The 22,861-nt window shown below is 68.9% G+C and carries 26 protein-coding genes; 9 read left to right on the top strand and 17 right to left on the bottom strand.

Going from position 1 to position 22,861, the window contains the following annotated elements; genetic code table 11:
- Positions 1-19 precede the first annotated feature (19 nt).
- Positions 20-478: a hypothetical protein gene (locus KLK06_RS42845; RefSeq protein WP_214641455.1), complete on the bottom strand. Its 459-nt coding sequence runs from the start codon at positions 476-478 to the stop codon at positions 20-22.
- A gap of 99 nt (positions 479-577) precedes the next feature.
- Here KLK06_RS42845 and KLK06_RS42840 point away from each other — a divergent pair, with 99 nt between their 5' ends.
- Both KLK06_RS42840 and KLK06_RS60605 read left to right on the top strand, forming a co-directional pair.
- Positions 578-1,753 carry a hypothetical protein gene (locus KLK06_RS42840; RefSeq protein WP_214641454.1) on the top strand — a complete coding sequence of 392 codons (1,176 nt, stop codon included), beginning with the start codon at positions 578-580 and terminating at the stop codon, positions 1,751-1,753.
- A 33-nt stretch (positions 1,754-1,786) separates the two neighbouring features.
- Positions 1,787-3,028 carry a slipin family protein gene (locus KLK06_RS60605; RefSeq protein ID WP_250906879.1) on the top strand — a complete coding sequence of 414 codons (1,242 nt, stop codon included), beginning with the start codon at positions 1,787-1,789 and terminating at the stop codon, positions 3,026-3,028.
- A gap of 108 nt (positions 3,029-3,136) precedes the next feature.
- Here KLK06_RS60605 and KLK06_RS42830 read toward each other — a convergent pair whose 3' ends face one another.
- Positions 3,137-4,246, bottom strand: coding sequence for a hypothetical protein (locus KLK06_RS42830; RefSeq protein WP_214641453.1), 1,110 nt, complete (start codon positions 4,244-4,246; stop codon positions 3,137-3,139).
- 129 nt (positions 4,247-4,375) lie between these two features.
- On the opposite strand from KLK06_RS42830, the gene KLK06_RS42825 reads away from it, so the two are divergent.
- The gene (locus KLK06_RS42825) at positions 4,376-4,636 is read left to right on the top strand and encodes a hypothetical protein (protein WP_214641452.1); all 261 of its coding nucleotides are present in this window, start codon (positions 4,376-4,378) and stop codon (positions 4,634-4,636) included.
- Positions 4,637-4,719: 83 nt separating this feature from the next.
- On the opposite strand, the gene KLK06_RS42820 is transcribed toward KLK06_RS42825, so the two are convergent.
- Positions 4,720-6,120: an MmgE/PrpD family protein gene (locus KLK06_RS42820; RefSeq protein WP_214641451.1), complete on the bottom strand. Its 1,401-nt coding sequence runs from the start codon at positions 6,118-6,120 to the stop codon at positions 4,720-4,722.
- A gap of 26 nt (positions 6,121-6,146) precedes the next feature.
- Positions 6,147-6,941: a cyclase family protein gene (locus KLK06_RS42815; protein WP_214641450.1), complete on the bottom strand. Its 795-nt coding sequence runs from the start codon at positions 6,939-6,941 to the stop codon at positions 6,147-6,149.
- Positions 6,942-7,016: 75 nt separating this feature from the next.
- Here KLK06_RS42815 and KLK06_RS42810 point away from each other — a divergent pair, with 75 nt between their 5' ends.
- Both KLK06_RS42810 and KLK06_RS42805 read left to right on the top strand, forming a co-directional pair.
- A complete protein-coding gene (locus KLK06_RS42810; protein ID WP_250906878.1) occupies positions 7,017-7,775 on the top strand; it encodes an IclR family transcriptional regulator in 759 nt (252 codons plus the stop codon).
- Positions 7,776-8,534: 759 nt separating this feature from the next.
- Positions 8,535-9,449 carry an NmrA family NAD(P)-binding protein gene (locus tag KLK06_RS42805; RefSeq protein ID WP_214641448.1) on the top strand — a complete coding sequence of 305 codons (915 nt, stop codon included), beginning with the start codon at positions 8,535-8,537 and terminating at the stop codon, positions 9,447-9,449.
- Positions 9,450-9,480: 31 nt separating this feature from the next.
- Here KLK06_RS42805 and KLK06_RS42800 read toward each other — a convergent pair whose 3' ends face one another.
- The 9 genes from KLK06_RS42800 to KLK06_RS42760 all read right to left on the bottom strand — a co-directional run bounded on the left by KLK06_RS42800 (position 9,481) and on the right by KLK06_RS42760 (position 14,398).
- Entirely contained in the window at positions 9,481-10,083 is a 603-nt protein-coding gene (locus KLK06_RS42800; protein ID WP_214641447.1) for a TetR/AcrR family transcriptional regulator, read from the bottom strand.
- A gap of 211 nt (positions 10,084-10,294) precedes the next feature.
- The gene (locus tag KLK06_RS42795) at positions 10,295-10,480 is read right to left on the bottom strand and encodes a hypothetical protein (protein WP_214641446.1); all 186 of its coding nucleotides are present in this window, start codon (positions 10,478-10,480) and stop codon (positions 10,295-10,297) included.
- Positions 10,481-10,536: 56 nt separating this feature from the next.
- Positions 10,537-10,743, bottom strand: a complete 207-nt coding sequence (locus KLK06_RS42790; protein ID WP_214641445.1) for a DUF4158 domain-containing protein — start codon at positions 10,741-10,743, stop codon at positions 10,537-10,539.
- Positions 10,744-10,771: 28 nt separating this feature from the next.
- The gene (locus tag KLK06_RS42785) at positions 10,772-11,476 is read right to left on the bottom strand and encodes a hypothetical protein (protein ID WP_214641444.1); all 705 of its coding nucleotides are present in this window, start codon (positions 11,474-11,476) and stop codon (positions 10,772-10,774) included.
- Positions 11,473-11,850, bottom strand: coding sequence for a hypothetical protein (locus KLK06_RS42780; RefSeq protein ID WP_214641443.1), 378 nt, complete (start codon positions 11,848-11,850; stop codon positions 11,473-11,475). Before KLK06_RS42780 ends, KLK06_RS42785 begins: the two co-directional genes overlap by 4 nt.
- A 66-nt stretch (positions 11,851-11,916) precedes the next feature.
- Positions 11,917-12,765, bottom strand: coding sequence for a helix-turn-helix transcriptional regulator (locus tag KLK06_RS62665; protein WP_214641442.1), 849 nt, complete (start codon positions 12,763-12,765; stop codon positions 11,917-11,919).
- Positions 12,766-12,782: 17 nt separating this feature from the next.
- Positions 12,783-13,286: a DUF6879 family protein gene (locus KLK06_RS42770; protein ID WP_214641441.1), complete on the bottom strand. Its 504-nt coding sequence runs from the start codon at positions 13,284-13,286 to the stop codon at positions 12,783-12,785.
- Complete coding sequence (locus KLK06_RS42765) at positions 13,279-13,518, bottom strand: hypothetical protein (protein WP_214641440.1); 240 nt, start codon at positions 13,516-13,518, stop codon at positions 13,279-13,281. The genes KLK06_RS42770 and KLK06_RS42765 overlap by 8 nt, the downstream gene beginning before the upstream one ends.
- A 256-nt stretch (positions 13,519-13,774) precedes the next feature.
- Complete coding sequence (locus tag KLK06_RS42760; RefSeq protein ID WP_214641439.1) at positions 13,775-14,398, bottom strand: FMN-dependent NADH-azoreductase; 624 nt, start codon at positions 14,396-14,398, stop codon at positions 13,775-13,777.
- Positions 14,399-14,651: 253 nt separating this feature from the next.
- On the opposite strand from KLK06_RS42760, the gene KLK06_RS42755 reads away from it, so the two are divergent.
- Positions 14,652-15,128, top strand: a complete 477-nt coding sequence (locus KLK06_RS42755; RefSeq protein WP_214641438.1) for a hypothetical protein — start codon at positions 14,652-14,654, stop codon at positions 15,126-15,128.
- On the opposite strand, the gene KLK06_RS42750 is transcribed toward KLK06_RS42755, so the two are convergent.
- Together KLK06_RS42750 and KLK06_RS42745 are read right to left on the bottom strand one after the other, a co-directional pair.
- Entirely contained in the window at positions 15,035-15,271 is a 237-nt protein-coding gene (locus tag KLK06_RS42750; RefSeq protein ID WP_214641437.1) for a hypothetical protein, read from the bottom strand. The two genes, KLK06_RS42755 and KLK06_RS42750, sit on opposite strands and share 94 nt — an antisense overlap.
- A 90-nt stretch (positions 15,272-15,361) precedes the next feature.
- The gene (locus tag KLK06_RS42745; protein WP_214641436.1) at positions 15,362-16,645 is read right to left on the bottom strand and encodes an ABC transporter ATP-binding protein; all 1,284 of its coding nucleotides are present in this window, start codon (positions 16,643-16,645) and stop codon (positions 15,362-15,364) included.
- Positions 16,646-16,999: 354 nt separating this feature from the next.
- Here KLK06_RS42745 and KLK06_RS42740 point away from each other — a divergent pair, with 354 nt between their 5' ends.
- Entirely contained in the window at positions 17,000-18,025 is a 1,026-nt protein-coding gene (locus tag KLK06_RS42740; protein ID WP_214641435.1) for a LacI family DNA-binding transcriptional regulator, read from the top strand.
- A 19-nt stretch (positions 18,026-18,044) separates the two neighbouring features.
- Entirely contained in the window at positions 18,045-18,908 is an 864-nt protein-coding gene (locus KLK06_RS42735; RefSeq protein ID WP_214641434.1) for a PfkB family carbohydrate kinase, read from the top strand.
- A gap of 27 nt (positions 18,909-18,935) precedes the next feature.
- Here KLK06_RS42735 and KLK06_RS42730 read toward each other — a convergent pair whose 3' ends face one another.
- Both KLK06_RS42730 and KLK06_RS42725 read right to left on the bottom strand, forming a co-directional pair.
- Positions 18,936-20,045, bottom strand: a complete 1,110-nt coding sequence (locus KLK06_RS42730) for a hypothetical protein (protein WP_214641433.1) — start codon at positions 20,043-20,045, stop codon at positions 18,936-18,938.
- A 20-nt stretch (positions 20,046-20,065) separates the two neighbouring features.
- On the bottom strand, positions 20,066-21,751 hold the full coding sequence (locus KLK06_RS42725) for a serine/threonine-protein kinase (protein ID WP_214641432.1): 1,686 nt from the start codon (positions 21,749-21,751) through the stop codon (positions 20,066-20,068).
- Positions 21,752-21,841: 90 nt separating this feature from the next.
- Here KLK06_RS42725 and KLK06_RS60600 point away from each other — a divergent pair, with 90 nt between their 5' ends.
- Positions 21,842-22,846 carry an ATP-binding protein gene (locus KLK06_RS60600; protein ID WP_214641431.1) on the top strand — a complete coding sequence of 335 codons (1,005 nt, stop codon included), beginning with the start codon at positions 21,842-21,844 and terminating at the stop codon, positions 22,844-22,846.
- Positions 22,847-22,861: the final 15 nt, after the last annotated feature.

Below are 22,861 nucleotides of genomic sequence, written 5' to 3'. Positions count from 1 at the left end.
CTGCGGCGGTGAATGCCGGTTACGAACAGGGTGCGAACGCCGGGTTCAGGGCCGTGATGACGTCCGGATGGTGGGCGAGCGCCTGCCGCACGACCGGGTCCCCGGCGACCAGGAACGCCAGGTGCCGGATGGCGTGCGCGACGACGTTCGCCACCTCGATCCGGTCCGGTGTGGGCGTCGCGGGTGCGTCGCCGCCGACGATCTCCAGGGCGGGCAGCTCGATGGCCGGCAACTCGGGCTCCGGATCAGGGCATACCGCGTACGTGAGGACGGTCTCTCCTTGAGGACGGTAGCGCCAGCTCGTGGAGTGCACGACGGTCGCGGGTGCGTCGGCCGCGACTCCGCAGACTCGCCGCGCGGCCTGGTCGGGAGCCTCTCCGGGCCCCGGCAGCGTGGTGGCCCGTCGATAGGCCCATTGACTGTCGGTGTTCGCCCGTAGCATGAGCGTCTCGACCGAGACCACGTGTCTTCCCGTCACCGCCCACAACTTACTGCAAGTCATGTGCATAAGCGATCTATTTGCATATATATATGGCTGACTGTAGTCGATTGACTGCGTAGAGAGAGGCGGACAGGCATGTCCGGGTTGCTGGTGCTCATGGGGTCGGGCGAGACGAGCCCGACCATGGTGGAGGTCCACCGCTCCGCCGCGAGGCGGCTGCGCGCCGGTGCCCGGGCCGTGCTGCTCGACACGCCTTACGCGTTCCAGGAGAACGCGGCCGACATCTCCGCGCGTGCCCGCCGATACTTCGCCCGGAGCGTCGGCCTGGAGGTCGAGGTGGCGACCGGAGCTGCCGGAGCCGACTGGGTGTTCTCCGGTCCGGGCAGCCCCACGTACGCGCTCGACCGGTGGACGGCCACGCCCACGGCGGGCGACCTGCGGGCCCGCGTCCGCGCCCGCCAGGGTGTCACCGTGCTGGCCTCGGCCGCCGCCTGCACGGCCGGGCTCGTGACGGTGCCGGTCTACGAGATCTACAAGGTGGGCGCCGAGCCGCACTGGCGTGAGGGCCTCGACCTGCTGGCGGCACTCGGCCTGCGGGCGGTCCTGATCCCGCACTTCGACAACGCCGAAGGCGGCACCCACGACACCCGCTACTGCTACCTGGGCGAGCGGCGGCTGTCCCGGATGGAACGGGAGCTGCCGCCGGGCACGGCCGTTCTCGGCATCGACGAGCACACCGCGGCCGTCATCGACCTCGACGCCGAGACCGTCGAGGTGGCGGGCCGCGGCGGGCTGACCGTACGGTGTCCAGGCTCGCAGGTCGTTCTGCCCGCGGGCACCCGCATCGACCTGGGGGAGCTTCGCCACCTGACCGAAGGCGGCCGCGCCGCGGCCGCTCCACCGCCCCGCCCCGCGACTGCTCCGGCGCCGGCCCAGATCACGCTGGAGGAGACGGTCCGCTCATGCGAGCGGCGCTTCCAGTGCGCGGCGGCGGAGCCCGACTTGGTCGCGGCGGCCCGCGCCGTGCTCGACCTGGAGGCGGAGCTGGTCAAGTGGGCGGCCGACACCGAGGAGGACGCGGGCGGCGTCGACGAGGCCAGGGAGCTGCTGCGGCTGCTGATCGCCCGGCTGGCCGAGGTGTCCACCACCGCGAACCTGCGCTCTCTCGTCGAGACTCTCCTGTCGTTCCGCAACGACCTGCGCAGGCAGGGCCGCTACGAGGACGCCGACGCGCTGCGGGCGGCCATGCTCAGCGGGGGCGTGCTCGTCGAGGACACCCCGGACGGGCCGCGGTGGACCACCTCGCCATAACCGGCCTACGCTCGATGCGGAAGGGACACCATCATGGTCACCAGCATTCTCTTCGCCGTCCTCGCCGTGATCCTGCTCTGGACCGCTTTCAGCTTCGTCAGGGTGGTCAACCAGGTCGAACGAGGCATCGTCTTCCGCTTCGGCCGGGCTCAAAGGCAGGTACGTCAGCCGGGGCTGACCTTCCTGATCCCCTTCGCGGACCGGATGAAGAAGATCAACGTCCAGATCGTCACTATGCCGGTCCCCACCCAGGAGGGCATTACCCGCGACAACGTCTCGGTCCGGGTCGACGCGGTCGTGTACTTCCGGGTTCAGGACCCGCTGCGGGCGGCGATCGAGGTCCAGGACTACCTGTTCGCGGTCGAACAGGTGGCGCAGACCTCGCTGCGGTCGATCATCGGCAAGAGCGAGCTCGACGACCTGCTGTCCAACCGCGAAGAGCTGCACAGGGGCCTCGCCCTCATGATCGACAGCCCGGCGCTCGGCTGGGGCATCCACATCGATCGGGTCGAGATCAAGGACGTGCAGCTCCCCGAGTCGATGAAGCGCTCGATGTCGCGCCAGGCGGAGGCCGAACGCGAGCGCCGGGCCCGCGTCATCACCGCCGACGGGGAGTTCCAGGCCGCCCAGAAACTGGCCGACGCCTCGGCCATCATGTCCGAGACGCCCGCGGCGTTACAACTGCGCCTGCTGCAGACGGTGGTCGAGGTGGCGGCGGAGAAGACGACGACGCTGATCATGCCGCTGCCGGTCGAGCTGCTGCGCTTCTTCGACCGGATGGGCCGTGAGGCCGCGGTGGCGGACGAGCCTGCCACCGCCGCGCCCTCTCGGGAGGAAGCCACCCGCGAGGTGCCCGCCCGTGGCGGGTCGGCTCACGAGGTCTCTGCACGGGAGGTGCCCGTCCGGGAGGTCTCCGCCCGGGAGGAAGCGGTTCGTGAGGTGCCTGCCCGCGGAGAGGCGGCTCCGCTGGAGTCGGCCGAGCGCGATGAGCCCGCGCAGTTGCCGCCGCTCGACGACGTCCGCGAGGTCATGCCGCCGTCCGCCTCGGAGGTGGTGACCTCAGAGGCCGCGTTCCAGGAGACGGCGTTACCGAAGACGGCGACCCCGGCCATGACGGGCCGCTCGAAGGCGGCGGACCGCGGTCAGGCGGTGGAGCCCGCGCAGGCGGCGGAGAAGGCCGAAACGGCGGACGATCGCGCGGACACGCCGGGGCGCGCGGAGACGGCCGACCGCTCTGTGGCGCCGGAGCGGATGCCTGGCGCTCGCTCGATGTAGCGATCAGCCGCACTCCGGCACCGGCGGGTGGCGTTACGCCAGCCGGGTCAGCACCCGGGACGTGGCGCCGCCGGTGCTCGCCGTGCGGATCGTCGATGTACGCGACCTCTACCTCTTCGTGGAACTTCCCCGTCTCTTCCTGGGAGACTTGCTGCGGGCCCTCCGCGCCGTTGATTGCTTACCCACGGCTGTGTTGGCCGCGCCGTCGCCGCCTTTGGCCTTGCCTCCGTCGCCGCCGCTCTGGAGGCGTGTCCTCCGTGCTATCGGTTGCTCGTCCTCGGCTTTCCCGCTGCTCCCACTTTCGGTGTCGCCGGGGCTATCGCTGCTGGCCGCGACTTTTCTGCCGCGGCTGCTTTTGATCTCGTTTCCATCGCCACTCGGCTTCGTTCGCGGGGCATTTGTTTGCTTAGGCCCCGTTCGCTTGGTCTTTGAAAAAGTGCTCCCGTCGCCGCCTTTGGGGATGATCGACTTTCTGCCGCTCGTCTTCTTTTCCTCGCTCTCCTTGGCGGTCTTTTCGGTCTGCGTAGCCTCGTGGATAAACTTCACCTTAGGTTTGTACGGTTTGCTGGGAGTTTCGCCGCCGTACACGAATGAACTTTTGTCCACAGATTTGCTGGAAGCGTCCATCTGACTGACTTTTTCGAGCTCGGTGAGCTGTTCTTCGATGGCTTTATTGGCGCGACCCGTGCCGTAGGTCACGGGCAAGAACGGGTGGAACCATCCCACCTGGCTCGCGGGCTCTCTGGGGTCCTTCTCGTTGCCGTTGGTGACGTTATACGCTTCGAGTGTCCTCTTGCATAATTTGCAGTTGGGCGAGGTGCACTTGATATAGGCGACACCGTCTTTGCCGGAATATGCGAAGATGCACATTTCGGCATGATTGTTTAGTCCGTCGCGGGTGAATTTACCTACCGCGTAGATGTTGTAGTTGCCGTAGGTGGCATCATTGTCTTTGACATGTTGAATGATCTTCTGCCCTGGCGAGCCCGCCTTCGTGGTCACGGAGAGGCCGTCCACCTTGGAGACGACTAGATCGCCGCCGGTTGTCACCGCCACGGTATAATTGCTGTCCTTGGTAAACTCCTGGTTGGACAGCCAATCAACGAGCGAGTCGGCGGCGGCTTGCGCTTTCGGGTCGAGCGCGGCTTTCGCCTTAGGCGCGGCCTCTGCCTTGGCTTTCGCTTTGGGGTCGAATGCTTTTTCCGGATACTGTTCCATCTGGCGGTCACGTCCTTTTTCTAGATCCCAGCCGCTTGTGCCCCCGCTATGAGTGAGCCACAGCCAACGCCCTCAGACAATGCGTGACGCCGTCGCGCGGCCGAGGACGACGCCCGAATCCTCAAGGCCATGATCGGGATCATCGGTCAGGCACTCCCACGCGTGAACCCGGCCGGAAGGGCAGCAGAGGAGTCAGCCCGGTGGATCGATATCGCCATGCGGCAACGCCGTGTACTGTTCGGCGATCCCACCGAGCACATCACCGTCTCCGTCGGCGACATCCCGCCCCAGGCCGAGCTGGCCGACTTCATGGGCATGGGCATAAACGCCGACGCCGACGCTGGCCACGCTCGTCTCGCCGAGCTCGCCGCAAAGGTGCGGCAGCGGTAACGGACCGAGCCCGGCGTTCCGTCCAGGCAGCGGGTGGCTGGTGGACCGCCAGCCGCCCGGGCGACCGTCAGCGGGAGGAGCGGTTAGGCGATCGTCAGGTGGAGGAGTGGCGCCACGGTGGGGGCCTCGGGCAGGCTGCGGCCGGCTGTGACGAGGGCCGCCACGCGGTCGGGGCCCAGCGCCCGCCCCGCGTTCGTGCGGAACTTCACCGCGAGCTCCTCCGTAGTCAGCGGATGTTCCGGGCCGCCGCGGGACGAGTCGACCCGGTGCTCCAGCAGCGAGCCGTCGTGGAGCCGTACCCGCAGCACGGCCGCGAACGCGTGCGGGAAGATCTCCGTCGCCCGCTCGTCCGCCACGCAGCGCACCCGCTCGGCCAGCGCCAGCCGTTCGGGATCGAGGGCGGCGAAGTCGTCCAGCGACAGCCCCAGCCCGCCGCCGCCGTGCAGCGCCGCCGCGACCGTGTACGGCCCCGAGAACTTGGCGTGGTACGACGAGCTCGGCTTGACCTTGTCGGCCCGGGGCTCCGCGATGGTACGCAGCACCGGAGCCGCGACCCCCAGCTCGACATCCTCGATGTCGGCGGGGGACAGGCCGCCGGCACGCAGGGCGAGGGCGCAGTCGATGGCCGGATGGGTGAAGTGGTTCGTGGGATACGGCTTGTAGACCGTACGCAGGAGTTCCCACCGTTCGCCCAGGCCCGACAGCAGCGCCTCGGCGTCGAACCGGCCGTCGAGCCACGCCTGGAAGAAGCCGAACCGGCCTTCCAGCACCGTGGGCGGCCCCGTCAGTCCCTCCAGCGCGAGCACGGCCGCCGTGACGCCCGAGTGGGCGGCCCAGCCGCAGTGCACCCGCTTGATCGTGCCGCCCGTACGGTTGGCCTCGAGCAGGCCGGCGCCCATGCTGGCCGCCACCCCGACGGCGTGCGCGATGCCGTCGGCGCCCAAGCCGTACAGCAGCCCGGCCGCGACCGCCGCGCCGAGCGTGCCGCAGATCGACGTGGCGTGCTGCCCCTTCTCGAAGAACAGCGAGTTGCCCGCCTCCGGCAGGTAGGAGGCCATGCCGAGCCGGTTGCACACCTCGACGCCCGCCGCCACGGCCGCGATCAGCCGCTCGCCGGACGCGCCCGTGGCCTCCGCCGCGGCCAGCGCGGCGGGCACCACGGGGGCACTCGGATGCAGTACGGACGGCAAATGCGTGTCGTCGTAGTCGAGCGCGTGCGCCAGCGTGCCGTTGACCAGCGCCGCCGACGGCGCGGGCAGCCGGTCGCCGCTCCCGATCGCGGTCGCCTCCCCGCTCCCTTGCCAGCGCCGTACGGCCCGTAGAACGGCGGGGGCCGCGTCACCCTCCGGCTCCGCGTAGGCGGCCAGGCAGTTGCCGAGCACGTCGAGCACCCGGCCCGTCACGTCGTCACGCACCTCGGCGGGCACGCCCCGATCACGGCAATCCACGGCGAACTCCGCGAGCCGCTGAACATGAGTGGTCAAATCCGCTCCCAAGATCCGCTACCCGATCAGGCGATGACGGCGAGCGGGCGGACCGGGGCGCCCGTGGCGCCGACGATCGGCAGCGGGTTCAGTATCAGCAGGAACTCGCGTACTCCCGAGTCGAGCAGTTCGGCCAACCGCATCGTCTCCACGATGTTGATGCCCGACTCCACCAGCATGATCCGGTGAACGGGGAGCGTGGCATGACCGCGGCCCGCCGCGATGTGCTCGAACGCGATGGTCTCGCCCCCCACCACGCGCGGTCGGCGCGCGGCCAGCCAGCGGGCGGCGTCGGCGCCCGGACCCGGAACGCCGTTCCGCTGACCGGTGAAGTCATCCCCCGACTCCCACAGCCGCGACCACCCGGTCCCGACCAGCACGGCGTCGCCCGCGCGGATCTCCATCTCCCCGGCGGCCCGCTCCAGGTCGTCCGGCGTGACCTCGTACCCGGCGGGCAGCGTGGCCACCCCGTGCACGGCGGCCACGTCGAGCAGCACGCACCGGCCCACGAACGGCTCGAACCCGTCGATGCCCATGTCGCTGAACCCCGCGTGCGACATCACCTCGGCCGCGGGCCGCCCGCCGTACAGGAGACCCTCCTGGGAGACGTGCGCGAGCGCGTCGACGTGCGTGCCGACGTGGCCGCCCGTGACGATGATCTCGTTGGCGGCCGAGCCGCCGTCGGGTCTGACCAGGTCGCCGTGCCGGCGTTCCAGCGCCATCCGGAACGGCGGGTGGTTGGGGGACTGCGGCATGCCTTTGCGCATCGGCTGCGCCAGGTCCAGCACGCGCGAGCCCTCCAGAGCCTTCCACAGCGACATTCGACGGCTCCTTGTGTTCCAATAGTAGGAATGCTGTTTCCGACAGTACACACGATTCGCCGCGAAAGGCGCACTATGCCCAGCCAGACCGCCGCCACCGTCGAACGGGCCGCCGACATCCTCGTCCGGTTCGCCGAGGCGGGCACGGACACGCTCGGCGTCACCGAGATCGCCGAGAGCCTGGGCATGTCGAAGGCGGCGGTGCATCGGGTGCTGGCGTCGTTCAGGAGCCGGGGGCTGGTCGTGCTCGACGAGGACAGCAGGCGCTACTCGCTGGGGCTGACGGCGATGCGGCTCGGCCTGGCCTACCTCGACCGCATCGACGTCCGCCGGCTGGCCGCGCCCGAACTGCCCGCCTTGTCGAGGCTCACCGGCGAAACCGCCACCCTGTCGATCCGGACCGGCGATACCCGCATCTACATCGACCAGGCGACGCCCGGGCGGGAGGTGATCATGTCGGTCTCGCTCGGCGTGCCGTATCCGCTGCACGCGGGCGGGTCATCCAAGGCATTCCTGGCGTACCTCTCCGAAGAGGAGATCGCCCGCTATCTCGCCCGATCTCTGGAGCGCCTGACCCCCGCCACCGTCACCGACCCCGCCCGCCTGCGCACCGACCTGACGCTCATCCGCCGCCGGGGGTACGCCATGTCGATCGCCGAACGGCAGAGCGGCGCGGCCTCCGTGGCGGCCCCTGTCCTCGACCACCATGGTCGGCCGGCGGCGGTCATCAGCGTCTGCGGCCCGGCCGAACGCTTCATGGCCGAAGCCGACGCCTGCGCCGCCGCCCTCCTGCAGACCACCGACCGCCTGTCCGCCCACCTGGGCCACCACTGACCGCCCACAAAAGGGCCTTCGCTTCGCTCCGGACGTTCTTTCCCCCGCCCGTTACCCGATTCGGTGGTTGGCCGTCTGATGCCCGCCCGCCCACAACGGCCCTCCGCTTCGCTCCGGACGTCCTTCTGGGGGCGCCTTTGGCGCACAACGGGCTTCGCTTTCTGGGCGCTTCGCGCTTGCAGGGCTCAGACGTCACTTCCAGTCGGGCCAAAGCCCCGACCCCTGCAGGCCCTCGCTTCGCTCGGACGCCCTCCCGAGCAGGCTTCGCCTGCGAGAAACCTTGTTGACCATGGCCGCCATAAACGGACGGCAGGTGCGAACCCACGGAAGACACGCTCGACACGAACGCGGACCAGGCACGCTCGACACGAACACGGGCCAGACGCGAGAGCAGATCACGCCGCAAAGCGCAACGTAGAGCGTTGCCGCAGGCCGCAGCCAGTGACCATCGCCATCCCGAGGTCAGGGTCGGGGTCAGGGTCCGGTCCGGGTGTTCGGGGATGAGGCAGGCACTTGCCGCTCCGATGACCAGAACGGGATGTGTTCGCCCAGGTCGTGACACTCGGGCGCGGGTACACCCGCTGAAGGAGCAATCCTGCTGCCGGACACGCCGCGCCGGTTCGCGGCCTGCGCGTCCGGTCCCGCCACGCAGTGTCCTACGGAGCCGGCCGCCACTCGGCCGCACTGTCTTCACACGCCACATGCACATGCGATCACACCTCCACGCAGATACTCGGCTACGCAGAAGGAGATCGACCGATGGCCGCCAGTAACCTTGTTCTCATCGCCGGGGTCGGTGATGTGGGCCGCTCGGTCCTCGACCAACTGCGCGCGTGGGACGTGCCGGTGCGCGCGATGGTCCACCACGACGATGATCGCGCGGCTGAGTTGCGTACGCTCGGCGCGGAGGTGGTCGTCGGCGATCTGACCCGGCCCGAGACCGTCGCGGCCGCCCTGGAGGGTGTCGGGCGGATGTACTTCGGGATGCCCGTGTCGCCGGATCATCTGCTGGCGGCGACGGTGGTGGCCACCGTGGCGCGGGAGCAGGGGGAGCTGGCCGGCCTGGTTGACATGTCACAGATGACGGTGTCGCAGATGACCGCCACCAGCACTGCGGAGTCGCATCAGCAGCGGCTGCACTGGCTGGCGGAGCAAGTACTGAACTGGTCGGGCCTGCCGGTGGTACACATCCGGCCGACGACGTTCCTGGACAATCCGCTGTTCACCACGCTGGCGGCGCGATCGATCCGGGAGAACGGCACGATCGCCCTGCCGTTCGGCACCGGGCGCACGTCGCCGATTGCCGCGGACGACGTCGCCCGGGTGGTCGCCACCGTGCTCCGCGACCCGGCTCCGCACGTGGGACACGTCTACGAGCTGACCGGGCCACGTACGGTCGACATGACGGAGATGGCCGAGGAGTTCTCACGCGCGTTGGGGCGTCCGGTGTCGTACGTGGACGTGCCGCTGGACCGGTGGCGGGCCGAGGTGCTCGCGACGGCGGGCCTGCCGCCGCACACCGAACAGCACATCGCCACCATGGCCCGGCTGCATCGCGAGAACCGCTACGACCGCGCGTCCGACGACGTCGAACGCGTGACGGGCGTACCCGCCCAAACGATCGAGGCGTTCGTGGCCGCCCGCCGGGACTTCTACCTGGCCCCGGAGTCCTAGCTCAGACAGCACCCGCAAAGTCAGGGGGTCACTAGGCCGGTCGTCGTTGCACGGCGTCGGCGATGGCCACTGTTACGAGCTTGTTGACGACTGCCGTGGCCGGCGGGCCGAGGTCGCGGTCTGCGAACAGGAGATGCCCGCCACCGACCAGGGAGAGGGTGAGCGAGTCGAGGTCGACGTCGGCCGCGATGCGGCCCAGTTCGCGCTCGTCCGCCAGATAAGCGGAGATCGCGGTCGTGACCTGGGCGAGGATCGCGATGCCGCCTCCGGGCCTGGCTTGCCGCAGCCGTGCGCGCAGCTCATCTCGGAAGGTGATAAGCGGGATGATCGCCACCGGAATCGGTCCGAACAGGGTGGTCAGCGCGCTGGTGAGGTTGTCGGCCACTGTGCCGGTGCCGGCGGACTCGCGCAGCGCACTCGCCTGCGTCTCGAGCTGCGCGGCCCGGTCGAGCACGAGGTCGGCGAGGAAGGCGTCGAAGTCGGCGAAGTGCCGGTGCAGGACGCCTTTGGCACAGCCCGCCTCGTCGGTGACGGCCCGGCTGGTCAGCCCGTTCGGCCCGTCCCGCAGAAGCACGCGTTCGGCAGCGTCGAACAACTGCTGCCGCGCGTCGCGAAGGTGCACCCCAGTCGGCACTCACAGACCCTCTCGTGCGTCAGCCCACTGGCGTCCGTTGGCAAGTGGGCATGCGCCCATTAAGGTGGGCGCATGCCCATGTTACCGCGAGCGGGGGCGCCATCGACTCCTTGGGTGGACGCTTGACGATGAACTACACCACGCTGGCCACGACCGCCGTACGCGCCGACACCTCCTGAGTCCATCCGCCAAGTCGCCTCCGACCTAGGAATCAACGCGGCCGTTCGACGCTCTGCCGGACGTCGGCGGAGTGCGGGCCGGCCGCGTGGGCGGCCTCGTTGTCCGCAATCAGCGCCAACAGCCGGGCCGTGCCCACGTCACCCAGGCGCTCGGTGGTCCACCTGCAGAACGCCCGCTCCCACCGGCTGCGGGGCCGCCACCAGCCCCTTCTCCACACGGGTACGGCCAGCTCAGCGTCTCCCGGACCGCGGTGGTACTCGGCAGTCCGGCCCGTCAGGGAGTACTTCGCGAACTCGGAGGCCGGGACTTCACCAGCCCGGCCACGTACTCCACCGCAGCCTGCGGGACCTCCTCCAGAAGCTCCGGGAACCGGCCCTCCGGCTCGAAGAGCTTGAGCACCAGCACGAAGCCGAGTCGGGTTGGGCCGGACTTGTTCGCCACCAACTTCGAATCGCCGCCCACCAGCGTCCAGCTCGCCAACAGCCCTTCCGGCGATCACTTTGGCGGTCTACCGCGCCTTGGCCCGCAGTGTGTCCATGCCATGTGGGGAAAGACGCTTGGTTGGGGTGGCCAGCGAGAACACCTCAACTGGGCACGCCAGCTCGTCCAAGGGTGCCGGCCGCACATCATGCAGCCGCATCAGCAGTTCCCGGCCAAGCGTGTGATCCATGTCGTAGTCGTCGAACGTGAGCACCACGTTGCGCTCGAACGGAACCAGTGGCGGCAGGCAGGGCAAGAACACATCAGCTCGCACCCCGAACGGCGAACAGTTGCCCACAGTGAAGACTGCGGCGTCACGCCGCAGGTGCGGACACTGCGTGATCGCCTCCGGGATACACCCGCGACACGTCGGCGGCGCGTTCGTGTAGCCATCGCCACCATCTCCGGAGCCAGATGACAGTAACCACCAGATCCGACCCGTCTCGGCGTCTACCGCCGAACAAGCGCACACCTGGCATAGCCGATTGTCCATACAACGCCACTGCCGCCGGGTGTTCACCGACGTGAAGTCGGGCCGTCCCGTCATCTTCTTGCCCTGCCGCAGCCGCAAGACGCCGTTGCTGTAGTCGCCGCGACTCGGAATGGCGTAGCTGAGTTGCAAACCGCTACGGCGCGGTATCCACTTCAACGGGTGACTCTCGACTTCCCCCGTCCACCCGATCACGTACGGATAGCGAAACCCGGTCTTCTCCGCCTTCGTCACCGGACTCACGACGTCTCCCGGTCATAGCCAGGAATGAGCGCCGCCACCAGTTCGGGAGTCTCGGCAGGTACGAGGTAGGGGTGGCTCTGCTGCGAAGGGATGGCCACGCAGAAGTGGCTCAAATCCACGCTCACCGTGACGGCAGCCACGATCTTCCCCTGCCGGTCCCACACCTCGATGGCGGGCATGTGGTACTCGGGGAACGTCAGCGGCTGCCGCTCCCACAGCTCCAGGCTGATCAGCGTCACCCTCAGACACGGGATATGCCGCCGCTTCAACTCCTGCTGCACAGGGCCGAGCGCCTCGTACAGCCGACCGGCTACGTCGGCGGTTACCCCGTTGTGCGGGGCCTGACGGGGTTCGGCAGCACGTCTCGGTGACATGCCATCGACGCTAGGACCTGCACTTTCACAATCTCAACAAGTGTGTACGAGTTTGTACGACGAATTTCAGTCCAGGTTGCGGATGGCGGCATTGATCAACGTCTGGGCCTTCGAGCCGAAGACAGCATCAGCGGTCAGGTCGTCGAAGAGTTGGACGTAGAGGGCGATCTCGCGAGGCTGCATGATGGTCACCGCTGCCGTCAGCAGCTCGATGAACACCTGCGCCTCGTCATAGAGGTGGAAGTTCTCGGCGGGCTTCTGGACCCGTCGCCCCTCGATAGGCAATATGCCCAGGGAGATGTTCGGTCGTCGCATCGCGACCAGGAGGTAGTTCAACTGATCCCGCATCACCTCGCAGGGGAAGGGTTGGGCGCGTAGCGCCGACTCCTCCACAAGGATTGCGGCTCGGCGGGTGCCATCATCCAGCAGCCGTTGACGATCCACCCGTACCCGGATCGCCTCCTCAATGTCCGAGGGATCTGAGCGATACAGTTCCGCGCCGCGCAGCATGAGCACGCGCATGTAGCTGGGGGCCTGCACGGGCCAGGGGAATGTGGTGGAGCTGTAGAAGCGGTAAAGCCGAGTCTCCTCGTACAGCTTCCGCCGCATCTCGTTGAGATGCTTCTGACTGCGCTGAAATTGCCGCCATTCCATGTAGGCGCTCTCGACGTTTCGAGAGGCCGCGATCAGGTCGGGAATCTCCTCTGGCGCGCCGCAGAAGCGGCACCAAATCTCGATGTCCCTCTCCGTCGGCGGGGTACGGCCAGACATGAGACGAGAGCACCTGGACTCCTCCCAGCCGGCCTGCTTCGCCAGGGCGCGCGAGGTCAGGCCGGACTGACGAAGGATCGCTCGGAGCCGGTTGCCGATGGCCTTTCGGGCTTGCTGAGCGCTGCTGGACGATGACGCGGGCACGGTACGAGGCGCGGTGACTAGGCGGGGTTGTACTCCGCATGGTCAATGCCGCGCTCCCAGACGGCCTCAAAGGCCGAGCTGTACATGCTGACCACTGCCGGATCATCGGTCATCTCGTATCCGACGAGTTCACCATCACCTGATGAGAAGATCAGTCGCACCAGCCCATCGTCGAACTGCCAGAAGTCACAGCCAGGCAGCGCCAGGTCGTAGGCCCGCTGCCGAGGCAGCCAACGAACCAGCTCCCCGGCCGCAAGGTTCGCGGCGGGAGTGATGGCGTGCTCGTACCGGATGTAGTCGCTGAACGGTTCGGAGACGACTCTCGCGCGACGGAAGGTGACACCTCGCGCTACGTGCCGGCGGATCAGGTTCACCCAGGAGGACAGGTAGTCGTACCTGGAGATTTCTTCGATACCGACGCCCTCACGCCATGCCCGGTAACCCTCACCGCTGAGCCCGTAGGTGTCCCGCGTCTCCAGGTGCGTCACCGAGCGCTGGGCCTTGTCCAGCAGCTCAGCCAAAGTTGGGATTGTCGCCACCCAAAGCCTCCCAAATCGCTTTGCGCAGCTCCGGAGGAATCCGGAAGGCGCGCTCGTCCGGTGCGATGTGACTGTACTGCTCGATCTCGGATATCACTTCGGGGTCCTCGATCGGCCAGCCGACGAACACGAGGCTGAGGTCAGTCTCATCGACCGAGACCGAAGGGCAGTTCTCGGTGTCGCTGCCGCCCTTGCCGAAGAACCGTAGCGCCATGGTCCCCTCCCAGGCTTCGAGTGTGTACGGACTTGTACGCCACCTGCGCAGCCTGAACGGTGGCTCTCAGGCCGTCAAGAAAGGGAACCCGAATGATCCCGATCCCGCGGCTAAAGTCCTCTTCAATAAGGCGCTACAGGGGCTGGAAGCGGCTCCCAAAGTTCACCATCTGCGACTGGCACGCGGGGGACATTGAGGCCACGCACCACAACGAATGGTGAGGTGTCAACGGATTCAGGGGCATAGGCGGAACTCGCTAGAAGCGCCTGGCGACCTCTCGGGCTCGCTCGTCCGCCTGCTTCCGCTCATCCTCGTACGACCCGGTCAACGTCGGATGGTGGCGAATCTCCTGAACGTCGTCGATCCCGGCCCAGCGCAGCCACCCGCCGAAGAACGTCGACTGGAAGTCACTCCCGAACTCCGCCCCGACCCCCGGCCCCCAGACCGCGCTGGTGTAGACGACAGCGGCCCGCTTCCCGCTCAGCAGGTGCTGGTAGCCGGTCTCCGGATCCACCCCGAACACCATGCCCGGCTGGCTGACCACGTCGATGAGCTGCTTGAGCTTGTACGGCACGCCCGCGTTCCACATCGGCACGCTGAACAGATACCGGTCATAGGCATCGAACCACTCGAACGTCCGCACGGCCGCCTCCCAGGCCACCGCCTCCTCTCCTTCGGGCACACCCCCTCCGAACACGGTCATCTTGGCCTTCGCCGCGGCGGGCCCGAACTCCGGCAGACTCCCATCCCACAGATCGAAGTGGTCGACCTGTGCCCCGGGATGCGTGGCGACGTACTCCTCGACGAAGGTCGAGGCGATGGCCAGCGAGATCGACTCCGCTCCTCTGGGGGAGGCGGAAATGTGCAGGATCGGCTTCATGATTGTCCCCTTCCGGACTGCGGTCCGCTTGTGGAAGAGAACAATACGGACCGTGGTCCGTTTGGTCAACAGCGGGTCATACCGGCGCCCGGTCCTGCTGCGGGCTCAGGGATCGTCTCGGCGGCTCAATGGGCGTCGGCGCCCTGGCTACATCTCCCTCATTAACCGGCCAGGCCGGCCAATTGCGTACGTTCCAAAGGCGATGGGCCGCTTGTGCTCCGTTTGTGATCCGCTTCCGGCATCATCGCTGCCCATGAAGAAAATGATCACGGCTCTGGCGGCGGCCTGCGCCGCCTTATCGATGGTTGCCGCCCCCGCGCAGGCGGCGCCCAAGGACCCCGTCAGCGCGCTGAAGGCCAAACTCGTACCCGGGCACGGCGTGCGCTTCACCGAAACGGTCCTCTGGTCGGACGGCACGGACGAGAGGGAGGTCCAGGACCGCAAGGGCGTCTTCCAGTTCGACGGCAAGGGCGTCGCAGCGTTCGACATCAAGATCCACTGGGACGACGACACCTTCGGGCAGGAACGCTCCGTCGGCATCGGCAAGAGCACGTATCACACCGGCGGGGTCATGCCCGCCGTTCTGCCGGAGGGCAAGTCCTGGTACAAGGTCGACAGGTACGGACGTCCTGACTCCTACGGCCAGAGGGAGAGCAGGATCAGCAGGACGATGAGCAGGCCGCTGCCGGCGTTGGCCCACTGGGCTTGGGCGACCTCGCCAGGTCCGTAGTCGCGGTAGGCCGCCGCGGCCACGCGTGGACCGCCGGTGACCCCGATCCGCCCTTCGACGGCGAAGTGCACCTTTGACGCTACGTACAGGAGCGTCCAGCCGATCGCCGCGTAACCGGCCCATCGAGAAGTCCAGTAAGTCATGCCACCAAGCGTGTCGACGGCAGTGACGGGTGGCCTCCCCACTGTGAGCCATTGCCTTCCCCCGCACAGGGGAGGGTGCCAGAGGCGCGGTCAGCGGCGGGGTGGGTCGATTCGGGCGCCGTCGGGAGTGAAGATCATCAGACGCGCCTGGTCGACGGCCACCCTGGCCGGTTCGCCGGCGCGCCAGACCGGGCGTCCGCCCAGGCGGACGATGATGTCAGAGCGCCGGTGGGTGCCGCTGCCGACATTCTGACCCACCTGTTCCTGCTGCTCCCGTTCCTCGTCGCGGGTGGAGAACAGCCGGCGCACCAGCCCGCCGAGCCCGCCGGACCCGGTCTTGTCACCGTTGACCTTCGCGCGCCGGTCCGGCGGCTCGGGCACCGGTACGGCGGGCATGCCGCACTCGATGTAGGCGAGCCACTCGTGACCGTGGTACTCCAGTGCCCGCACGCGGCCGAAGAACGACGGCCCCTCGTACGACTCGGGCACGGGCGCCAGGCCGTCGGGGCGCATGCCGACCAGCACCTGGCCGCCCGTGTGCTGCGAGATGGCGTACGCCCGGGGATCACTCCAGGGGATCGTCAGTCGGTGCGGGCCGAAGTCGAGCATGACGTACTGGTTCTGCGGTGTGTGCACCGTCGCGGCCAGGAGGTTCAGCTGCTGCGAGTTGAGGAACGCCGCCACGAACGCCGTCGCGGGGTCGTTGTAGATCTGCGACGGGGTGCCCACGTCCTGCAGCACGCCGCGGTTGAGGATGGCGATCCGGTCGGCCAGCGTGAGCGCCTCGACCTGGTCGTGCGTGACGTAGACGGTGGTGACGTTCAGCGATCTGACCAGGGCGGAGATCTCCATGCGCAGCTCGGTGCGCATGCCGGCGTCGAGGTTCGACAGGGGTTCGTCCATGAGGAACAACTTGGGCTGGCGGACGATCGCCCGCCCCATCGCGACGCGCTGGCGCTGGCCACCGGACAAGGTGCCCGGGCGGCGGTCCAGCGTCTCGTCGATGTGCAGCGCCTTGGACAGCTCGGTGACGCGCTCGCGCACCTGCGCCGGGTCCGACTTGGCGATCTCCAGGGGAAAGGCGATGTTGCCGCGTACGGTCCTGTGCGGGTAAAGGGCGCCGTTCTGGAACACCATGGCGACGTCGCGGTCACGCGGGGCCAGGTGGTTGGCCAACTGCCCGTCCAGCCAGAGGTCCCCTTCGGTGATCTCCTCGAGACCGGCGATCATCCGGAGTAGCGTGGACTTGCCACAGCCCGAGGGTCCGAGCAAAACGAGGAACTCGCCATTTTCGGCCTTCAGGCTCAGTCGGTCCACCGCCAGGTAGTCACCCGGGTACACCTTGGTCACTTTGTCGAGAACGACCGAGCTCATGGGCCCAACACCTTGCGCACGTGTCACCTGTGACGGGGCTGATTGAAGGGGTAGTACATCGCGCCTTAACGTCACATGTCCACCCTTGTCATAAAAGATCTCCGCCCAATCGGTTTTCGGTCTGGGGTTTAGGACATCCGATGGCAAAAATTTCCGGAAAAACGAGGCCCTGGAAGGGCTTGCGTAAACTTGCGGCAAGGGCTTTCATGGTCGGGACCGTCTAGGGTTACGGAGCATGATCAGGGGGTGGCCCGAGGCCGTGGCCTATCACGTGTACGGGCGCGGCTTCGCCGGCGGTGACGTCGCGCGCGCGCCACATCCGGCGGCCCCCCGGTGGAAAGTAAAGTGGCGGCCATGACCGGTCACGCGCGCCTCGCCGACATCGCCGCCCAGGCCGGGGTGAGCGAGGCCACGGTCAGCCGGGTGCTCAACGGCAAGCCCGGCGTCTCCGCCGCCACCCGCCAGGCCGTGATGACCGCGCTCGACCTCATGGGCTACGAACGGCCGCCCCGGCTGCGGCAGCGCAGCAACGGGCTCGTCGGCCTGGTGACGCCCGAGCTCGACAACCCGATCTTCCCGGCGTTCGCCCAGTCGGTCGAGAAGGCGCTGACCCAGCACGGCTACACGCCGGTGCTCTGCACGCAGTTGCCGGGTGGCGCGCCCGAGGACGAGTTCACCGAACTGCTGGTGGACCGTGGGGTGAGCGGCATCGTGTTCGTCTCCGGGCTGCACGCCGACACCACCGCCCGGATGGACCGTTACACCAGGCTCACCGACCGAGGGCTGCCGATCGTGCTGGTCGACGGCTACAGCGAGCACATCGACGCGCCGTTCATCTCGCCCGACGACCGGCTCGCCGCACGGCTGGCCGTACAGCATCTCGTGGACCTCGGACACGAGCGGATCGGGCTGGCGCTGGGGCCGCGCAGGTTCGTCCCCGTGATCAGGAAGATCGAGGGTTACCGGCAGGCGATGGCCCAGCTCCTGGGTACGAGCGCCGTCGACGAGCTGATCGCGCACTCGTTGTTCTCCGTCGAGGGTGGGCAGGCGGCGGCCATGCAGCTCCTGTCCCGCGGCTGCACCGGCATCGTGTGCGCGAGCGACCTGATGGCGCTGGGGGCGATCCGCGCCTGCCGCGAGAAGGGGCTGGCCGTGCCGGGCGAGGTGTCGGTGGTCGGCTTCGACGACTCGCCGCTGATCGCGTTCACGGATCCGCCGCTGACGACCGTGCGCAAGCCGATCGGCGCGATGGCCACGGCAGCGGTGCAGACCCTGCTCGAAGAGGTCAACGGCGCTCCCGCCAAGCACGTCGAGCTCATCTTCCAGCCCGAACTCGTCGTCCGCGGCTCCACCGGCTCCGGCCCGCTGGTGAACCGATGACCCGCCCGCAGGTCTCCCGGTGATCCGCGACGTCCTGGTCCTCGGCGGTGCCGGGGTCGACACCACCGTGTACGTGCCCACGCTGCCCCTGCCGTACGAGGACACCTACTCCGTCCCGCCCGTGATCGACCGGATCGGCAACACCGGCGCCGGTGTCGCGCTCGGTTGCGCGGCGCTCGGGCTCGACGTCGCGTTCGCCGACCTGATCGGCGACGACCCGCAGGGCGCGCTGATCCGCCACGCGCTGCGCGGCCTCGACTTCGCCTGGGCGTCGGCGGCGGCGGGCACCCGGCGCAGCGTCCTGCTGGTCGGTCCGGACGGCCGCCGCACCTCGCTGTTCGACCCCAGGACCACGCCCGGCGAGCGGCTGCCGCGCCACCTCTACACGGGCGTCGAAGCGCGGCACGCGCACGTGTCGATCACCGACTTCTGCCGCCACGTGTACCCGGACCTCGACATGCCGGTCTCCACGGACCTCCACGACTGGAACGGCGTCGACGACTACCACCAGGACTTCGCCTACCGCTCCGACCTCGTCTTCCTCTCGGCCGCGGCGCTCGCCGACCCGGCCGCGACCATGGCCGGCATCATCGAACGCGGCCGCGCCCACACGGTCGTCTGCACCCGCGGCGCCGAGGGCTGCCTGGTCCTCACCCGCGACACACCGCTGCGCGCCTTCCCGGCCGCGCCGCTGCCCGGCCCGGTCGCCGACAGCAACGGCGCGGGCGACGCGTTCGTCTCCGGCTTCCTGTACGGCAGACTCCGCGGGCTGCCGCTGGAGCAGTGCGTACGGCTCGGCGCCACCGCCGGAGCCCACGCCTGCACCGTCCTCGGCACCCACGAGTCCCCGATCACCGAGCCGACCCTGCTGAGCCGCGCGTAGGAGCCCCAGCCGGACCGGGGGCGGCGTCTAGCGATACTCCGAGATCGCGTTCTGGCCGATCGCCCACAGGGGCCTCCCGCTGGGGAGCGAGGTCATCGTGGTCACCGGGGCGGAGGGGGTGACCCGTGACCAACGCCCGCCCGCCTCCGCCAGTAGCCGGTAGCTGTCGTCCCCGGGATCGGAGCTGAACCGATGGCAGGCCACCCACACCACGCCACCACTGTCGCGGGCGATCCCGGTCAACCGCCCGCCGTCAAGGACGACCGCCCGCCAGGCCGTGCCGTTCCACCGGTACGACAGCGGGCGGAACGTGCCGTCCGCCGTCTCGTAGCCGCCCACGGCCCACACATCGTCGGCGGCCCCGGCCAGTACGGCTTCGAGCCGCGATTCGGACGAGTCAGGCGGCGACGGCGCGGGTAGCGGCAGCCGCTGCCAGGACCGGCCGTCGAAGTGCGCGACGGCGGGCTCCGACTGCGCGAGAGCGTCGTCCGGCATCGGGTCCGTCTCCCCGACCGCCCAGATGTCCTGGGGCGACCGCGCAATGGCGGCGTGCGTGACGATGGGGATCGCCTGGCTGGTCCAGCGTTGCCCGTCGAAGTGCCGTGCCCACCCGTCACCGAACGTCCACACCTGCCCACCACCCAGGGCGATCACCTCGGACGGACTCGCGGCCTCGTCAGAGGTGTCCACCGGATCGGGGACGAACGACCAGTTCCGGCCGTCGAAGTGCAGCAGCCCGGACTCGCCTCCCTCCTTGTCCTCGGCGATGATCCATACATTGCCGGGGTCCGAGGCGTCCACTTTGGTGAGCGTGACGTACCGGGCCTGCTTCGGCAGCTCCTTCACCAGCCGTCGCCAGCGCTTGCCGTCCCAGCGGACCAGCAACGCCTCGTGGCCGTCGGTGCCGAAGGTCCGCTCGCCGACCGCCCACGCGTCGCTCTCGCTCGTGGCCGTGATGTCCAGGAAGTCGGCCCCGTAGTCCAGGCCCTTCTGCCGGTAGATCACCCGCCAGCGTCCCTGGGGGTCGGTGGCGACCGGCGAGTGCGTCTCAGCAGCGCGGGGCCCTGTAGGCGCGCCGGTCGTACATCCGGCCAATGTCAGCAGCGCCAAGGTGACGAGTGCCAGTCGCGGGCCCATCCTGCCTCCTCGCCGATCCCTTAGGAGGAGGGCCGGAAGACGGAGCCGGACCTCTCCGCACCCGCCAGGGCACCGACACACCGGTACACCCGCACCCCCTGATCGAACTGCGCCGACGAAGGCGGCATCACATCCGAGATCCACTTGTCGTCGGCGATGTTCTTGGCCGCGCCGTACCTCGTGGCCAGCAGGACGCGCGTGGAGCAAGCCTTCTTCACCAGGGGATGTCTCGACAGATCACGCTGGTCGTAGGTGAGGGAGTCCGCCGGAAGCGGGGCGATCGCGAACGTCTCCCAGGAATGGGTCTCCTCGCAACCAAGCCGCCTCGCCGTCGTGTCGCCCGCGGAGACGACCAGGCCGGCCCAGCACTCGGAGTCCCTGACGCACGACGCGTTCGCCCCGGGGACAGCGGACGCGGGGCATCCTTTGGTGTAGGTCTCCACGCCGAAGCTCCGGGCAGCCGCCGGGGTCTTCCGCGCGGCCGTTCCGGTCGCTTGCGGTGTCTGCCCCGTCTCTGGCCCGCGGGTGAAGTGCTCATAGATGACCACCCCCGCGCCTGTCGCCAAGACCAGCGCACAGACCGACACGATCACAAGGAACACTCTGGAGACGCCCCGGGGAGCGACTGGCTCAACGGTGTCCTCCCGCCGGACATCCCGGCCGCCGCCGCCACTCCGCCGTCTACGCCCCGCGGGCCGGCTGTTGAACTGTTCGGCCTGACCGGGCCCAGGCGGGCCGACCGGCTGCGATGCGGCGTACCCCATCTGGTACGGATCAGCCGGCCTACCGGCGCCTGGCGCGCTCGACGGGACGCTGTTCGGCGATCCGGCCCGTACCGGATCAGCGCCCTGCGACCTCGGATCCGAGCCCGACCACACCGGGCCCGAGCCCGACCGCACCGGCTCGGAGTCGAGGCGCAGGGCGGTCAGCGCGTCGCGAAAGGCGGCGGCGCTCGGCGTCCGCTGGTGCGGGTCGCTGACGAGTGCCTGACGCAGAACCGCTGTCAGCGCCGGCGGCACACCGGGAATGTCGGGAACCGGCAGGCGATGCATCGCCAGCACCATCGCCAGGTTCGGCACCCCACTGGCCGGAAAACGTGGCGGACGCCCGGACAGCAGCGCGTACAGCGTGGCCGCGAGCGAATAGACGTCACCGGCAGCGCTCGGCTCGGCGAGCTCGAACGCCTCCGGAGGAGCATAGGCGGGCGTCAGCGACTCCCGCGTCACCGACGCGTCGGGCCCCGAGTCGGGCATCGTGGCCAGGCCGAAATCGGAGAGCGCCACATGTCCGTAGCGGTTGAGCAGCAGATTGGCGGGCTTGACGTCGCGATGAAGCACGCCTTGGGCGTGCGCCGCGGCCAGCGCGTCGGCGATCCGCACCCCGACGTCCCGCACCGCCTCCGGCCGCAGGCGTTGACCGGAGAGCGACCCGCCGGGACAGAGCTCGAGCACCATGTACGGCCTGCCGTCCGGAAGCAGCCCGGCATCGTAGACGGGGACGACATGGGGATGCCCCGACAGCGCGCCGGCCGCGGTGACCTCGCGCAGGAAGCGGCGCCTGTCGCGGTCGGAGAGCAGCACCCGGTTGTCCACCTTGAGCGCCACCTCCCGACCGACGGCGGACTGGAGCGCGAGGTAGACGATCCCGAAGCCCCCCTGCCCCAGCACACCCCGGATCTCATAGCCGGGAACCGAAATTTCGGACACGCGCGAGAGCGTAGCGCTTCCGTACGTGCGTCATGCGTGCTCCCTGAGGCGACAGCGGTGCGGCAGGCCGCCGGCTCTAAGGTCGGACTCGTGAACCTCATCGGTTGGGTGGCGTCCGTGCCGCGTGTTCCTCCCGCCTACCCGGCCGTGGGCGGGGGAGCGGTCTCCCTGGCGATCACCACCTACTATCCGCTGACGGGCACCCTTGGCGGCGCCACGTTCTGGCTGCTGATCGAGGTTCCGGTGCTGCTCGCCCTGACGATGCTCGCGGCCCGCCGCGCGCCTGTCGCAGCCCTCGTACCTGGTCTCGCGGTCTCGATCATCCTGCTGCGCATGGTCTGGCCCGGCCCGCTCTCGTTGATTCTGGCCGGTTGCGCGGGCTGGTCGCTGGGGGCGGTCGGGGCCGCCGCGGCCGGGCTCTACCTGCGTTCACTCGACGGCAACCGGCGCCGGGCCGTGGCGCGGGCCGTACAGGATCAGCGGCTCGCTCTGGCCCGTGACCTGCACGATTTCGTCGCGCACGATGTCAGCGGCATGCTCGTACAGGCCCAGGCCGCCCGGCTCGCGCCAGGGCTGCCGCCGCGGATCGAGGATGCCCTGCGCCGCATCGAGGACGGCGGCCAGCGGGCCCTGGCCTCGCTCGACCGTACGGTCCACATGCTCAACGAACCTGCCAGAGGTCCCGCACCCGGCATCGATGGGCTGCGAGACCTGGCCGACGGCTTCTCGCCGACCGTCGGGGTGAATCTCGTCGTCGAGGCGCGGCAGATCTCGCGCGAGGCGTCGGCGACCGTCTACCGGGTGGTGACGGAGGCGCTGACCAACGTACGCAGGCACGCGCCGCGCGCGACCACGGTCGACATCGCGGTGACGAGGGAGGGGGACCTGGTTCACGTCCGGGTGGACGACGATGGCAGCGCCGGCCAGCCGGAGGCCGACGAGCGAGGGAGCCGTTTCGCTGAGCACGGCCGCAACGGCCGCAACGGCGGCTTCGGCCTGGCGGGCCTCGCCGAGGTGCTCGAGACGGTCGGCGGCTCGCTGTCAGCGGGTCCGCACGGCGCGGGCTGGCGCGTCACGGCGGCCATCCCCGTCTGAGCCCGGGAGGACGCC

The sequence above is a fragment of the Nonomuraea sp. NEAU-A123 genome, from assembly GCF_018603905.1.
Lineage (GTDB): Bacteria > Actinomycetota > Actinomycetes > Streptosporangiales > Streptosporangiaceae > Nonomuraea.
The sequence above is the reverse complement of the archived record's forward strand: the minus strand, read 5'-3'. Positions and strand labels throughout refer to the sequence as shown.